Annotated in this window: 15 protein-coding genes; 6 read left to right on the plus strand and 9 right to left on the minus strand. The window is 68.7% G+C overall.

Annotated features, from left to right (window positions below):
* Positions 1-35: 35 nt before the first annotated feature.
* The gene (locus BMX16_RS12230; RefSeq protein ID WP_089903920.1) at positions 36-539 is read left to right on the plus strand and encodes a DUF2244 domain-containing protein; all 504 of its coding nucleotides are present in this window, start codon (positions 36-38) and stop codon (positions 537-539) included.
* A gap of 224 nt (positions 540-763) precedes the next feature.
* Here the strand turns inward: BMX16_RS12230 and BMX16_RS12235 are convergent, their stop codons facing one another.
* Positions 764-1228, minus strand: a complete 465-nt coding sequence (locus BMX16_RS12235) for a GatB/YqeY domain-containing protein (protein ID WP_089903924.1) — start codon at positions 1226-1228, stop codon at positions 764-766.
* A 203-nt stretch (positions 1229-1431) separates the two neighbouring features.
* Between BMX16_RS12235 and carA the strand changes: the two genes are divergently transcribed.
* Positions 1432-2607 carry a glutamine-hydrolyzing carbamoyl-phosphate synthase small subunit gene (gene carA / locus BMX16_RS12240; protein WP_089903929.1) on the plus strand — a complete coding sequence of 392 codons (1176 nt, stop codon included), beginning with the start codon at positions 1432-1434 and terminating at the stop codon, positions 2605-2607.
* A gap of 99 nt (positions 2608-2706) precedes the next feature.
* Positions 2707-4809 carry a glycosyltransferase family 2 protein gene (locus BMX16_RS12245; protein WP_089903932.1) on the plus strand — a complete coding sequence of 701 codons (2103 nt, stop codon included), beginning with the start codon at positions 2707-2709 and terminating at the stop codon, positions 4807-4809.
* On the opposite strand, the gene BMX16_RS12250 is transcribed toward BMX16_RS12245, so the two are convergent.
* Positions 4763-5416, minus strand: coding sequence for a GntR family transcriptional regulator (locus BMX16_RS12250; protein ID WP_089903935.1), 654 nt, complete (start codon positions 5414-5416; stop codon positions 4763-4765). The two genes, BMX16_RS12245 and BMX16_RS12250, sit on opposite strands and share 47 nt — an antisense overlap.
* 118 nt (positions 5417-5534) lie before the next feature.
* Here BMX16_RS12250 and BMX16_RS12255 point away from each other — a divergent pair, with 118 nt between their 5' ends.
* The gene (locus tag BMX16_RS12255; RefSeq protein ID WP_245731519.1) at positions 5535-6743 is read left to right on the plus strand and encodes an FAD-dependent monooxygenase; all 1209 of its coding nucleotides are present in this window, start codon (positions 5535-5537) and stop codon (positions 6741-6743) included.
* Here the strand turns inward: BMX16_RS12255 and BMX16_RS12260 are convergent.
* The 3 genes from BMX16_RS12260 to BMX16_RS12270 all read right to left on the minus strand — a co-directional run bounded on the left by BMX16_RS12260 (position 6740) and on the right by BMX16_RS12270 (position 8862).
* Positions 6740-7888, minus strand: a complete 1149-nt coding sequence (locus BMX16_RS12260; protein ID WP_245731520.1) for an aminotransferase class V-fold PLP-dependent enzyme — start codon at positions 7886-7888, stop codon at positions 6740-6742. The two genes, BMX16_RS12255 and BMX16_RS12260, sit on opposite strands and share 4 nt — an antisense overlap.
* Positions 7889-7957: 69 nt before the next feature.
* Complete coding sequence (locus tag BMX16_RS12265; RefSeq protein WP_089903943.1) at positions 7958-8410, minus strand: Lrp/AsnC family transcriptional regulator; 453 nt, start codon at positions 8408-8410, stop codon at positions 7958-7960.
* A complete protein-coding gene (locus BMX16_RS12270) occupies positions 8407-8862 on the minus strand; it encodes an Lrp/AsnC family transcriptional regulator (RefSeq protein WP_089904063.1) in 456 nt (151 codons plus the stop codon). Before BMX16_RS12270 ends, BMX16_RS12265 begins: the two co-directional genes overlap by 4 nt.
* A gap of 134 nt (positions 8863-8996) precedes the next feature.
* On the opposite strand from BMX16_RS12270, the gene ilvC reads away from it, so the two are divergent.
* The gene (ilvC, locus tag BMX16_RS12275) at positions 8997-10019 is read left to right on the plus strand and encodes a ketol-acid reductoisomerase (RefSeq protein ID WP_089903947.1); all 1023 of its coding nucleotides are present in this window, start codon (positions 8997-8999) and stop codon (positions 10017-10019) included.
* Between the two features lie 54 nt (positions 10020-10073).
* Here ilvC and BMX16_RS17635 read toward each other — a convergent pair whose 3' ends face one another.
* A complete protein-coding gene (locus BMX16_RS17635) occupies positions 10074-10250 on the minus strand; it encodes a hypothetical protein (protein ID WP_177174652.1) in 177 nt (58 codons plus the stop codon).
* An 88-nt stretch (positions 10251-10338) separates the two neighbouring features.
* Here BMX16_RS17635 and BMX16_RS12280 point away from each other — a divergent pair, with 88 nt between their 5' ends.
* Positions 10339-11247 (plus strand): DMT family transporter, encoded by a 909-nt coding sequence (locus BMX16_RS12280; protein ID WP_089903950.1) that lies wholly within the window; start codon positions 10339-10341, stop codon positions 11245-11247.
* An 82-nt stretch (positions 11248-11329) separates the two neighbouring features.
* Here BMX16_RS12280 and glmM read toward each other — a convergent pair whose 3' ends face one another.
* Genes glmM through BMX16_RS12295 form a run of 3 tightly spaced genes read right to left on the minus strand, consistent with a single transcriptional unit; the run spans position 11330 to position 14596 of the window.
* Positions 11330-12676, minus strand: coding sequence for a phosphoglucosamine mutase (gene glmM / locus BMX16_RS12285; protein WP_089904065.1), 1347 nt, complete (start codon positions 12674-12676; stop codon positions 11330-11332).
* Positions 12669-13679 (minus strand): dihydropteroate synthase, encoded by a 1011-nt coding sequence (folP, locus tag BMX16_RS12290; protein ID WP_245731521.1) that lies wholly within the window; start codon positions 13677-13679, stop codon positions 12669-12671. Before folP ends, glmM begins: the two co-directional genes overlap by 8 nt.
* Positions 13676-14596: a dihydroneopterin aldolase gene (locus BMX16_RS12295; protein ID WP_089903956.1), complete on the minus strand. Its 921-nt coding sequence runs from the start codon at positions 14594-14596 to the stop codon at positions 13676-13678. Before BMX16_RS12295 ends, folP begins: the two co-directional genes overlap by 4 nt.
* Positions 14597-14621: the final 25 nt, after the last annotated feature.

Genomic DNA, 14621 nt, shown 5'->3' on the forward strand with positions numbered 1-14621 from the left:
GTTGCCAGCCCGATCCGGCCTGATACAACCCGCCCATGCCTTACGAATGGTCACCCACCCCCGCACCGGATCAGCCAGAGTTCAGCCTCGCCCTCTGGCCCTACCGTTCGCTGTTGCGGCGGGATTTCGTGCTGTTCATGGGGGCGACGGCTGCGATCATCGCGCTGCCGCTGCTGACCGTGCTCGGCTCTGCGGCGCTGTGGGGCTTGCTTCCGTTCTTCGTCATCGCCTTCACCGGGCTGTGGTATGCGATCAACGTCAGCTACCGCCGCGGCGAGGTGCTGGAGGAGTTGCATGTCACCGGTGACACCGCCCACCTGACGCGCCACGATCCGCGCGGACGTCGCCGCGACTGGGAGGCGAACCGTTATTGGGTCAGCGTCCACCTGCACCCAAAGGGCGGGCCGGTCGAGAACTACATCACCCTGCGCGGCGGCGACCGCGAGGTCGAGATCGGCGCGTTCCTCGATGCCGCAGAGCGGCTGACGCTCTACGACGACCTCAAGCGGGCATTGCGGGGCAGCGATCGCGTGCACTAAACAGGGCGGCCGGCCCGTCTGTTCGACACGACACATCATATGGCGTCGCCAGAAGCCAGCCCGGCCAGGCCACTCCGACGCAGCCACCGCGACTTGCGGCAGTGCCCCTTCCAGCTTCTTCTGGTTGAAAATATCCTGGGGTCCGGGGCAAGGCCCCGGAAAATCTTGCGCCGCGCGGCCACCCGCCGAAAACAGATCGACGAGCGTGCTCGCCCCCCCAAACGTCAGCCCAGACGGTCCTTCACCAACGGCCCGACGCGACCGAAGTCCATCTGCCCGGTATAGCGGTCCTTCAGCGCCGCCATCACGCGGCCCATGTCGCGGATGCTCGCGGCCTCCGTCTCGGCGATGGCGGCATCCACAGCTGCCGCCGTCTCGTCTTCGGTCAACTGCCGAGGCAGGAATTCCTCGACGACCTTGATCTCGGCCAGTTCCTTCTGCGCCAGTTCCAGTCGTCCACCCTCCTCATAGGCGCGCGCGCTTTCCTGCCGCTGCTTGACCATCCGGCCCAGAATCGCCAGCACGTCCGCCTCGCCGACGACGGCACCCTCCTCGGCGCCGGTGCCGCGCAGGGCGATGTCGCGGTCCTTGATCGCGGCGTTGATCAGGCGCAGGGTAGACAGGCGGTCCACCTCCTTGGCCTTCATCGCATCCTTGAGAGCCAGTGAAAGCCGCTGTCGCACGTCCATGGTCGTTCCATTCCATAAGGTCGCAAGACCATAGGCCCACCCCCGGATGCTGACAAGCCGACCGGACGTGGCGTCAGCCTGCCTCTTGACCCCGCACCCCCACCTGCGTAGGACACCGCCGATGTGTGCGCCCGCACCTGTGCCCCGGACCTGCACCGGACGGCGCTGCGGTCCACCGCGCAGGCATCTGCAACGGGGGACCTATGACCAGCACGACCACCGCCCAATCCACGACACGACCGACCGCCTGCCTCGCCCTTGCCGACGGGACCGTGTTCTATGGCCGCGGCTTCGGCGCCACCGGGCAGACCACGGCGGAACTCTGCTTCAACACGGCCATGACTGGCTATCAGGAGATCATGACCGACCCGTCCTATGCGGGTCAGGTCGTCACCTTTACCTTTCCCCACATCGGCAACACCGGCACCAACGCCGACGACGACGAGACGGCGGACCCGGTCGCCGCCGGCATGATCGTGAAATGGGATCCGACGCAGGCGTCCAACTGGCGCGCGACCGAGGAGCTGACGACCTGGCTGGCCAAGCGTGGCCGCATCGGCATGGGCGGCATCGACACGCGCCGCCTGACCCGCGCGATCCGCCAGCAGGGCGCGCCGCATGTGGCGCTGGCCCACGATCCCGAAGGCAACTTCGACATCGCCGACCTCGTGGCCGCCGCACGCGGCTTCTCGGGCCTCGTGGGCCGCGACCTCGCACGCGACGTGACCTGCGCGCAAAGCTATCGCTGGGACGAGATGCTGTGGGCCTGGCCGGACGGCCACGGCCGCCAGACCGCCCCCCAGCACCGGGTCGTAGCAGTGGACTACGGCGCGAAGCGCAACATCCTGCGCTGCCTCGCCTCCGCCGGGTGCGACGTGACGGTGCTGCCTGCGACGGCGACCGCCGACGACATCCTGGCGCTGAACCCGGACGGCGTGTTCCTGTCCAACGGCCCCGGCGATCCGGCGGCGACCGGCGTCTATGCGGTGCCCACGATCAAGGGCGTGCTGGAGCGCAGCGATCTGCCCGTCTTCGGCATCTGCCTCGGTCATCAGATGCTGGCACTGGCGTTGGGGGCGCAGACGGTCAAGATGAACCACGGCCACCACGGCGCCAACCACCCGGTCAAGGACATGACCACCGGCAAGGTCGAGATCACGTCGATGAACCACGGCTTCACCGTGGACAGCCAGACCCTGCCCGCCGGCGTCACGGAAACGCACGTCAGCCTGTTCGACGGATCGAACTGCGGCATCGCACTGGCCGACCGGCCGGTGTTCTCGGTGCAATACCACCCGGAGGCCAGCCCAGGCCCGCAGGACAGCTACTATCTGTTCGAGCGCTTTGCCGCCGCCATGGCCGCCCGCAAGGCCGGCTGAGGCGGCAGGCCTTCGACACCGGCGGGCGGCCTTGGCCCGCCGACGTTAACCCCGCATTAACTTCGATCTGCGCTGATGTCGCCATAGCGCAGGTGGATCATGTCGTTCGTTGCCCCCCATCACCGACCACACGCCGGGTGTGCCACGGACGTCAATCCTGCGGCGGACGTCACCCCGGCGCGCGGACCGCCACCGCATCTGTCGGACCACCTCGTCGCCGGACGCCATCTGTCCCGTGGCAGCGCTGAGATTGCCTCGGTGATCGCCACCGCCGAGGGGCTTGATCTCGGGCGCGTGCTGCAGACACGCTTCGGGCTGTCGCAGCGCAGCCTTCTCGTCGCCGAGGGCGAGGCGTTGGCCGCACGGATCGTCGATCCGCTGGCGTTGCCGCCCGACGCGGCGCTGGTCTGCCGCTTTGGCGCGGCGGCGGCCATGGCCTGCGGGGTGCTGCCTTGGCGGCGGGCGGGGGATGTCACGCTGGTCCTGTGCGACACCTTCGCCACCTTCACCCTGCACAGACCAGCACTGGAACGCGCGCTGGGCCCGGTGCGCATGATGCTGTCCACCCGCGACCAGATTACCGGGGCGCTGTCCCGCGACCACGCCGCCGATCTGGTGATCCGCGCCGAAACGCGCCTGCCCGCCGGGCAAAGCAGCCGCAACTGGCGCGCGGGACGCGCGATGGCGGCGATGGCCGCCGGCACCGCGGCCCTGCTGGGGGCCGCCATCGCGTCGCCCGCAACCCTTCTGGCCGTGCTGTCCGCGCTGGCGGTGGTCCTGCTGGCGGTGAACGGCGCGGTCAAGGTGGCGGCCGCCCTCGCTGGTCTGCGCGCGCCGATCCCGGTCCCCATTCCGGCCCACCTGCACGGCCCCTCACCCGGCGACGGGTCCTTCGTCGACGCAGGCCCGCTTCCGGTGATCACGTTGCTGATCCCGCTCTACCGCGAACGGGCGATCGCGGAACACCTGCTGGCCCGCCTCAAGGCGCTGGATTACCCGCGCGAACTGCTCGACGTGTGCCTCGTGCTCGAGGACAACGACACCACCACCAGGGCCGCGTTGCACCGGGCGCGCGTGCTGACGTGGATGCGGCGCATCACCGTGCCGCAGGGCACCCTGCGGACCAAGCCGCGGGCACTGAACTATGCCCTCGACTTCGCGCGCGGCAGCATCGTCGGCGTCTACGACGCGGAAGACGCGCCAGCCCCGGACCAGCTGCGCGTCGTTGCCGCAACCTTCGCCCGCGCGGGGCCGCGGGTCGCCTGCCTGCAGGGTGTGCTGGATTACTACAACAGCAGCGCCAACTGGCTGACCCGCTGTTTCACCATCGAATACGCCAGCTGGTTCCGGGTCGTGCTGCCGGGCTATGCGCGGCTAGGGCTGGTGGTGCCGCTGGGGGGCACCACGCTGTTCTTTCGCCGCGACATCCTCGACGCGTTGCACGGCTGGGACGCCCACAACGTGACGGAGGATGCGGATCTGGGCCTGCGGCTGGCGCGGGCGGGCTACACCACCGTCTTCATCCCCACCGTCACGATGGAGGAAGCGAACGGCCGCCCCTGGACCTGGGTCAAGCAACGCTCGCGTTGGCTGAAGGGGTATGCGGTCACGTGGTGCGTCCACATGCGCGACCCGGTGCGCCTGTGGCGCGATCTGGGGGCGTGGCGGTTCTTTGGCGTGCAGGTGCTGTTCGCGGGCACCTTGTCGCAATTCCTGCTGGCACCGCTCCTATGGGCGTTCTGGCTGATCCCGCTCGGGTTGCATCACCCCCTCGCAACGCTGTTGTCGCCGCAGGCATTCCGGGCCATGGTCGGTCTGTTCATCGCGGCCGAAGTCGCGAATTTCGCCATCGCAGCCCTTGCGCTGCACCGCGCGGACAAGCGCTGGCTGGTGCCATGGGCGCTCAGCCTGCAGCTTTACTTTCCGCTGGGCGCGCTGGCGGTGTACAAGGGACTGCTGGAACTGGCGTGGAAGCCATTCTACTGGGACAAGACGCAGCATGGCCTGCTGCTGCCGCCGGATCACCGGGTCACGGCACGCGTGCCAACCGTTCTGGCGTCCCGTGACAGCGCGGCCCCCGTGGACGCCGATACACCCGCACCCACCCCCGCGCCCGCCGATACGCCGCCTGCAGCGACTGGAAACGAAGGCCGCCTTACGGTCCTGCCTCGACCTTTGCCGCGTCCAGCTTCAGCCGCGTGACGAACGCCTGAGAGATGTGGTCGCGCAGCGCCGCATCGGCCCCGTCGCCGTCGCCATCGGCAATCGCCGCCACGATCCGCGCATGTTCCGCCAGCGTATCGCCGCCCCGCCCCTGCGCGGAAATGGATGTCGTCGCCAGCAGCGCCATCGACCGGTGCACCAGATCCAGTTGCTGCACGAGGAAGCGGTTGTGCGACGCCAGATGGATCTGCTTGTGGAACCGCCGGTTGGCACGTGACAGCGCGTCGGGATCGTTCACCAGCGCCTGATCGGCGGCCAGCATGTCGCGCAGCACCGCCACCTCTTCCGGCGTGGCGTGGCGGGCGGCCAGACGCGCCGCCAGCCCCTCCAGCACGCCGCGCACGACGTAGAGTTCGGACATCTGCGTATGATCGAGCGAGGCCACGATCAACGACCGTCCGTCGCGGGTCAGCAGGTTCTGCGTTTCCAGCCGTTGCAGCGCCTCGCGCACCGGGGTGCGGCTGACGCCCAGCCGGTCGGCCAGATCGCTTTCCACCAGACGATCGCCCGGTTTGTAGATGTGACTGTCGATGGCCTCGAGGATCAGCGCATAGGCGTCCTTCTGTGGTGTCGCGCGATCCGCCATGGTGTGTGTCCTTCCCGTGATGCTGCAGCATAAGGGGGCCACCTGCGGACCCGCAAGGGTGCGCCACAGCGCTGTCGTCGTCATGTCGCAGCCGCGCGGTCTTTGCGGGGCCCCGCCCATGGCCTACATACGGGGCATGGACACACAGCATACAGACATCCTTATCAGCGGCGGCGGCGTGGCAGGCCTTGCGGCCGCGGCGGCTTTCGGTGCTGCCGGTTTCACCGTCACCCTCGTCGATCCGGCGCCCCCCGTCACGGATGCGGCCACGGATGGGGCCGACCTGCGCACCACGGCCTTCCTGCAACCGGCGCAGGCATTTCTGGACCGCGCCGGCGTCTGGGATGCGGTCGCCCCGCATGCGACCGCGCTGCAGACCATGCGCATCGTCGATGCGGGCCGCGACCCCGCCGTGACCCGCGATTTCGTGGCCGCCGACATTTCCGACGCGCCGTTCGGCTGGAACGTGCCGAACTGGCTGATACGGCGGGTGCTGGTGGACCGGATCGCCGCCTTGCCCGGCGTCACCCTACGCACGGGCGTGGGGTTCGAGGGGATGGTGCCGCGTCTGGACACCGCCATCGTACGCCTGACCGACGGCACACGCTTGCGGGCGCGTCTGGTGATCGGGGCGGACGGGCGCAATTCCGCCGTGAGGCAGGCAGCGGGCATCGACGTGACGACCACGCGCTATGGGCAAAAGGCGATCACCTTTGCCGTGACACACCCCGCCCCACACGACGGCGTGTCGACCGAGGTCCACCAGTCGGGCGGCCCCTTCACGCTCGTGCCGTTGCCGGACCACGACGGCCAGCCCTGCAGTTCCGTGGTCTGGATGGACGGTGGCGCACGGATCGCGGCGCTGGCCGCGATGGACGATGCAAGTTTCACCGCCGCCGCCAATGCCCGCAGCCACGGCGTGAACGGCCCGCTGACGCTGGTCGGCAAACGGTCGGTCTGGCCCATCGTCAGCCAGATCGCGGACCGAATCACCGCCCCCCGCACCGCACTGGTGGCCGAGGCCGCCCATGTGATGCCCCCCATCGGCGCGCAGGGCCTGAATATGTCGCTGGCCGACATGGCGGGCCTGCTGGACCTTTCCGTGGCGACGCCGGATGCCTTGGGCGAGGCACCGATGCTGGCGGCCTATGCGCGCGCGCGCCATGGCGACATGCGCCTGCGGGTCACGGGGATCGACGCGCTGAACCGCGCCTCGATCGCCGTCAGCCCGCTGGTCCACGATCTGCGGGCACTGGGCGTGCGCGCCCTGCACGACGTGGCCCCGGTGCGCCGCCGCCTGATGCGGCTGGGGCTGGGCGCGCGCTAGGCCTTTGCCGCCAGCACGCGGTCCAGCACCGGCGTCAGCCGCGCCAGCGTGGCGTCCACGTCGACCAGCTTGTCCAGCCCGAACAGGCCCAGCCTGAAGGTCATGAAATCGTCGGGCTCGCCCACCTGCAACGGCACGCCCGCCGCGATCTGCATGCCCTCGGCCATGAACGCCTTGCCGGACTTGACCGCCGGCTCGTCGGTATAGCTGACGACCACGCCCGGCGCCTCGAAGCCTGCCGCCGCGACCGACTGCACCCCCAGCCCCGCCAGATGCGCGCGCACGGCGCGACCCAGGCCCCACTGCGCGGCCTTCACGGCCTCAAACCCCACACCTTGCGTCTCGACCATCGCATCGCGAAACGCGCGCAGCCCGTCGGTCGGCATCGTCGCGTGATATGCATGGCCGCCATCCTCGTAGGCCTGCATGATCTGCCGCCATTTCTTCAGATCGCCAGCAAAGCTGGTGGAAGTCGTTTCGGCCAGTCGCGCCACGGCCCGGTCCGACAGCATCACCAAACCCGCGCACGGCGTGGCCGACCACCCCTTTTGCGGGGCGGAGATGAGCACGTCCACGCCTGTCGCCGCCATGTCGACCCAGACGCAACCCGACGCGATGCAATCCAGCACCATCAGCGCGCCGACGTCATGCGCCGCCGCCGCCATGGCGGTGATATAGTCGTCCGGCAGGATCAGCCCCGCGCTCGTCTCCACATGGGGCGCGAAGACAACGTCGGGGCGTGCCTCAAGGATCGCCTGCACCACCTCTGCGATGGGCGGCGGCGCATAGGGGGCCTGATGCGCGTTGCCGGACCGGGCCGCCATCTTCACCGTGGTCTGCGCGGCAAAGCCGCCGGCGTCGATGATCTGGCTCCAGCGGTAGGAGAACCAGCCGTTGCGGACGATCATGCAATGCGCACCGCCGCCGAACTGCCGCGCCACCGCCTCCATCGCGAAGGTGCCGCCACCGGGCACGATGGCCACGGCAGTCGCTGCGTAAACCTCCTTCAGCATGGCCGATATGTCGGTCATCACGCCCTGAAATGCGCGGCTCATGGAATTGAGTGACCGGTCGGTGAACACCACCGAAAACTCCATCAGCCCGTCCGGGTCAACCGCCGAGCCCGTGTTCATCGCATCCCTCATCGCACCCTCCATCGTTGCGCCACCCTAGGCCCGTCGCGGCGCGTCTGGCAAAGCCAAACCGACGCCTCCTCACAGCGGGCCCGGCCTGCGCTCCTCGCTCAGCAGCACGTTGGCCTCGACCGTGCCCACGCCGGGCAGCGTCATGATCCGGCGCCGCAGGACCCGTTCGAAATCCGCCAGATCCCGCGCCACGACCCGCAGGCGATAGTCATAAAGGCCCAGCACATGCGTCACGACCTGCACCTCGGGGATTGCCCCCACGGCCCGCTCGAAATCCTCGAGGCTGACGCCCCCCTTGGTCGCGAGCTTGACCCCCAGAAACACCGTCACCCCGAACCCCAGTGCTGCGGCATCCAGCACCAGCCGCCGCCCCGCCAGCACGCCTGCGTCCTGCAACCGCTTCACCCGCCGCCATGTCGCGGGCTGGCTCAACCCCAGCTGCCGCCCCAGCACGCTGGCCGGCTGGCCTGCGTCGGCCACCAGCAGGCGCAGCAACGCGCGATCAGTATCGTCGAGGGTCACAGCGGCAACCTCTCGTCCGCCTTCACCGCCGCCACGTCCATCAGCGCCTCGATGTCGGCGATATGCGGCAGCGACAGGATGCGTGTGCGGTAGAGCGTCTGGTAATGTGCCAGATCCCGCGCCACGAGGGCCAGGCGCACATCGACGCGGCCAAGAAACGTCTGGATCTCCAGCACCTCCGCCACATCCCGCGCCGCGGCCAGAAAGGCGTCGAACGTCCCCGGCACCGTCTTGTCGAGCGTCACCCGCAGACTGACCCGCAGGGGATAGCCCAGTGCCGCCCAGTCGATTACCGCCACCTGCCCCCGGATCACGCCGTCCGCCGCAAGCCGGTCCAGCCGCCGCGCCGTCTGCCCCGGCGACAGGCCTGCCAGCACGGCCAGTTCCGGCACGGTCAGGCTCGGCTCAGCCTGCCAGCGCCGCACCAAGGTCCTGTCCACATCGTCAAGCATGAAATCTCCGTAGACGATCAAATCGACGCATGACTATCATTCATCCGATCAAATAAACTCGAAAAATCTTCCTTACAACCCTGTCCCAAATCCCTATGGTCCCCCCAAATCCAACCAACCGAAGGACGACACCCATGCGCGTTTACTACGACCGCGATTGCGACGTGAACCTGATCAAGGACAAGAAGGTCGCGATCCTCGGCTACGGCTCCCAGGGCCACGCCCACGCCTTGAACCTGCGCGACAGCGGCGCGCGCAACCTCGTCGTCGCGCTGCGCGACGGCTCGCCCTCTGCCAAGAAGGCCGAGAGCGAGGGCCTGAAGGTCATGGGCATCGCGGAAGCCGCCGCCTGGTGCGACGTCATCATGTTCACCATGCCGGACGAGCTGCAGGCCGAGACGTATAAGAAATACGTCCACGACAACCTCAAGGAAGGCTCCGCCATCGCCTTCGCCCACGGCCTGAACGTGCACTTTGGCCTGATCGAGCCGAAGCCCGGCGTCGACGTCATCATGATGGCCCCCAAGGGCCCCGGCCATACGGTGCGCGGCGAATACACCAAGGGCGGCGGCGTGCCCTGTCTCGTGGCCGTGCATCAGGATGCGTCGGGCAAGGCGATGGACATCGGCCTGTCCTATTGCTCCGCCATCGGCGGTGGCCGGTCCGGCATCATCGAGACGAACTTTCGTCAGGAATGCGAAACCGACCTGTTCGGCGAACAGGCCGTGCTCTGCGGCGGTCTGGTCGAGCTGATCCGGATGGGCTTCGAGACGCTGGTCGAGGCCGGTTACGAGCCCGAGATGGCCTATTTCGAGTGTCTGCACGAGGTGAAGCTGATCGTCGACCTGATCTATGAAGGCGGCATCGCCAACATGGACTACTCGATCTCGAACACTGCCGAATACGGCCAGTATGTCTCCGGCCCGCGCATCCTGCCCTACGACGAAACGAAGGCACGGATGAAGGCCGTCCTGAAGGACATCCAGTCGGGCAAGTTCGTGCGAGACTTCATGCAGGAAAACGCCGTGGGCCAGCCGACGATCAAGGCATCGCGCCGCGCCAACGACGAACACCAGATCGAGGTCGTCGGCGGCAAGCTGCGCGAGATGATGCCTTGGATCAGTGCGGGTCGCATGGTGGACAAGGCGCGCAACTAAGGCCGCATCACCCTGATACGCAAAAGGCCCGCCATCACGGCGGGCCTTTTCACATCAACGGTCCAGCGTCTTCACCGGATCGGGTCCGGGTCCGTCTGTGGCCAACGCCGACTTCGGCGCGGTGGGATCTTTGCGCTTCCGGTCGGTCGCGGCCTTGCTGTAAAGCGAGAAGACGAGGGCCGCGAGCAGCGTGAACATGGCCAGCAGCGGCAGCAGAAAATTGAAATCCATGGCATTTCTCCAGATGGGCTCGGGATGTGGCGTGGTGGGGTATGGTAACGCAATGCATGGAACGGCATCCGGTTCCCCGGCACTTCCCGTGGCGACCGCACCGACACCGGCCAATTGGGCGGCCATCGGCCTGCTGGGCCTCGTCTGGGGCGGGACCTTCATGGTCGTCGCGGTGGCCCTGCAGGGCTATGGCCCCCTGACGGTCGCCTGCGCCCGCACGACGCTGGGCGCGGTGGCGCTGCTGGCGGTGCTGGCCGTCCTGCGCCGCCCGTGGCCCGCGTGGCACCCCCGCCTGATCCGGTCCATCGCCGTGATCGGCGTGCTGAACACCGCCGTCCCGTTTGCCCTGCTGGGCTGGGGCCAGCAATTCGTGCCCTCGGCGTTCGCGGGGATCTCGATGGCGGCGCTGCCACTCTTCGTGCTGCCGATGGCCCATGCCTTCGGCGGAGAGCCGATGTCACGCAACCGGCTGATCGGCGTCATCGTGGGCTTTGCCGGTGCAGTGGTGCTGGTCGGCCCCGGCGTCCTGCGCATCGGCTCGGGGATGGAGCCGCTGGGCCAGATCGCCTGCCTTGGCGCCGCCTTCTCCTACGCCTGCGGCAGCATCATGACGCGCCGCTGCCCGCCCGTCGATCCAATCCTGCTGGCTGGCCTGACGCTGTGCGTGGGCGCCGTCATCCTGATCCCCGCCATGCTGGCCGTCGAAGGCGTCCCCGCCCTCGCAGCCCCCCTGCCCACCGCCGCCATCGTATTCCTCGGCCTGCTGCCGACGGCACTGGCAACGCTGCTGCGGGTCGTCATCATCCGCTCGGCGGGGTCGGTGTTCATGACTCTGGTGAACTACCAAGTGCCGCTGTGGTCGGTCCTGTTCGGCGCGCTCCTGCTGTCAGAGGAGTTGCCGCTGCGCTTTTTCGCCGCCCTCGGGCTGATCCTGTTGGGCCTCGCGATCAGTCAGTGGGCCAGCCAGCGCCGCCTGATCGGTCGCGCAGGCAACTGACGCCAGCCCGCGGCACGACGTCAGCCTGTCCCCTTCTTCTGGTTGAAAATATCCCGGGGTTTGGGGCAGCGCCCCAAGACGTTCAGCGCAGGCTCCGCTCCACCGCCGCCACGATGCCGTCCACCACCTCGACCAGCACCGCGTCGTCCTCGCATTCCGCCATCACGCGGATCAGCGGCTCGGTGCCGGACTTGCGGATCAGCAGACGGCCCTGACCCTGCAACCGCGCCTCGGCGGCCTTGATGCAGTCCTGCACCGCCGCATGGCCCAAAGGATCGGCACCGGCGGCATAGCGCACGTTCTTCAGCATCTGCGGCACGGTGGCGAACTGCTGCGTCAGCGCACTGGCGGGCTGGCCCGTCTCGATCATCGCGGCAAGGAACTGCAACCCCGCCAGCAAGCCGTCGCCTGTGGTGGCATAGTCCGTCATCACGATATGGCCGGACTGTTCGCCGCCCAGATTGTGCCCGCCCGCCCGCATTGCCGTGACCACGTGGCGGTCGCCGACGGCGGTCCGCTCCAGCGTGATGTCACGCTCCGCCAGATGCCGTTCCAGCCCAAGGTTGCTCATCACCGTGGCGACCAGCGTGCGGTTGGCGAGCCGCCCCGCATCGGCCCAGCGGGTGGCCATCAGCGCCATCAGCTGGTCGCCGTCGGCGACACGGCCATCCTCGTCCAGAATCATCACCCGGTCGGCATCACCGTCCAGGCAGATGCCCACGTGCGCGCCCTGCTCGACCACCGTGCGGGCGGCCAGCGCCGTGCTGGTCGATCCGCAGCCGTCGTTGATGTTGAACCCGTTGGGCGCGGTGCCGACAGGGATCACCGTCGCACCCAGTTCCCACAGCACCTCCGGCGCGACCCTGTGGGCGGCGCCATGGGCGCAGTCGATCACCACCCGCAGACCGTCCAGACGCATGCCGTGCGGAAAGGTCGCCTTCAGCCGCTCCGCATAGCGGAACCGGCCATCGTCGATCCGCTTGGCGCGGCCGATGTTGGCGGCCTTTGCAGGCTCCACCCCGTCGTGGATCAGGCGGGTGATCTCGGCCTCGGCCGCGTCCGACAGCTTGAACCCGTCGGGGCCGAAGAACTTGATCCCGTTGTCGTGCGCCGGGTTGTGGCTGGCCGAGATCATGATGCCCAGATCCGCCCGCATCGACTGCGTCAGCAGCCCCACGGCGGGCGTGGGCACCGGCCCCAGCAACAGCACGTTCATGCCGGTGCTGGTCAGGCCTGCGGTCAGCGCGCTCTCGAACATGTAGCCGGACAGGCGCGTATCCTTGCCGATCACGACACGGTGGCCATTGCTGCCGTCGTTGCGGAAATACCGCCCCGCCGCAGCGCCGATCCGCAGTGCCATGTCGGCGGTCATCGGGGCCACGTTGGCGGTGCCGCGGATGCCGTCGGTGCCGAACAGGGTCTCAGTCATCATGCTCTCCGCCTAGGGCCTGCATCATCGCGAGGGCCGCCACCGTGTGGTGTGTATCGTGGACCCGGTGGATCTGCACCCCCTGTGCCACACCGGCCAGCGTCACTGCGAGGGAACCCGCCACCCGGTCTGCGGCCAGCGGCGTATCCGTGATCGTCCCGATGAAGCGCTTGCGCGATGCGCCCAGCAACACCGGGCACCCCAGCGCGTGGAACAGCGACAGGCGGCGCAGCAGAGCGAGGTTATGCGCCTGCGTCTTGCCGAACCCGATCCCCGGATCGACCACGATACGGTCCCGCGCGATGCCCGCGGCCAGTGCCGCATCGATGCGCGCCGACAGGTGATCATAGACGTCCAGCACCACGTCGTCGTAGCGCGGGTCGGACTGCATCGTCGCGGGATCGCCCTGCGCATGCATCAGGCAGATCGCAGCACCGCTGTCCGCCACGACACGCGCCATGTCCGCGTCCCACGTCATCGCCGACACGTCGTTCACCAGTACCGCACCCGCGTCCAGCGCCGCCTGCGCCACGGCGGCCTTGCGGGTGTCGATGGACACCGCGACACCCCGTGCCGCCAACGCCTGCACCACGGGCTGCGTGCGGGCCGTCTCCTCGGCGTCAGGGATCAAGGCGGCACCGGGCCGTGTGCTTTCGCCGCCGACGTCGATCAGATCGGCCCCCGCCGCATGCATCGCCAGACCCTGCGCGACCGCCGCCGCCGCGCCGTCGAACAGGCCGCCGTCGGAAAAGCTGTCCTGCGTGACATTGAGGATGCCCATGATCTGCGGTCGGTCCATCGCGAGCCCCGCGACGGGTGGCCGCGGCGCGGTCAGCAGGTCGCGCACATCGGATGGCAGGTCCGCGACCGCGATCACCTGCGGCGACCTGCGGCGCGACAGCACCTCCACCTGCGCGAACCGGCACCAGCCGCCCGCCAACCGCAGCGCACCGGGCAGACGCACCGCATCGGCCAGCGGGATCGGACGGTAGTAGGCGGTCACGGCAGTCGCGCGTCGTGCAGCACGACCGTCCGCACAGGGACCCCCGCCTGCGGCGCGTCCGCGCCGATCACCAGCAGTTCGACCGCGGCCATGCGGTCCGCGAACCATGCGGCAAGGGCCGCCCCGTCACGGGCCGGGCCACCGGGGTCGTCCACCGCATCCAGCACCATCTTGGACGGTGCCCACAGACAGGTCTGACCATTCTTCATCGCCCAGTCCAGTTCGGTGCGGCTGGCCACCACGATCAGGCGCGGGTCGCGGGCGGCCAGCACCCAGACGGCCTGTTCCACCGCCAGCAGGTCGATCCGCCGCTGCGCCAGTGCGTGACCCGCCTGCGGTGTTGGCATCGTCAGCCCCTCGGTGCACACGATCAGGGGTGCGGCCATCGCGGTCGCCTGATCCAGCCAACTCCCCAGCAGACCGCTGGCCGCCGCCTGTGCCGACAGGAACAGGACGCGGGGCTGCGGCGCATCCGTCGCGGTTGCGTCAACCGGCATCGCCGCATCGCGGGTGCGCACGATTTCGACCCCCAAGGCAAAGGGCCCCCGGTCCAGCTTTTCGATACGGACAAACACCCGCTGCGCCTGCGGTTCGGCCAGGATACGCTCCGCCACGCGGGCGGCCAGCGTTTCCAGCAGGTTGATGCGCTGTGCGCCCAACTCTGCGGCGATCGCCTCTGTCACGCGGTCATAGGACAGGATGCGGTCCACGTCGTCGTCGATGGGGCCGGTCAGGGGCACCACCTCGACCACCACGTTGAAGCGGATCCGCTGCAGGTGCCCGCGTTCCTGCTGGAAGGCCCCGATCTCGACCTCGACCACGTAGTCGCGCAGGGAAATCCGGTCATGCGGCAGACCACTGCTGGCCGCCGCCCGTTCGGCCGGATGCGCAAAGGCAAGGCGGATGTCATCGGTCATGGAAGGCCCCGTCGCGGCGGCAGGC

This window comes from Loktanella fryxellensis (genome assembly GCF_900110065.1).
GTDB classification, from domain to species: Bacteria; Pseudomonadota; Alphaproteobacteria; order Rhodobacterales; family Rhodobacteraceae; genus Loktanella; species Loktanella fryxellensis.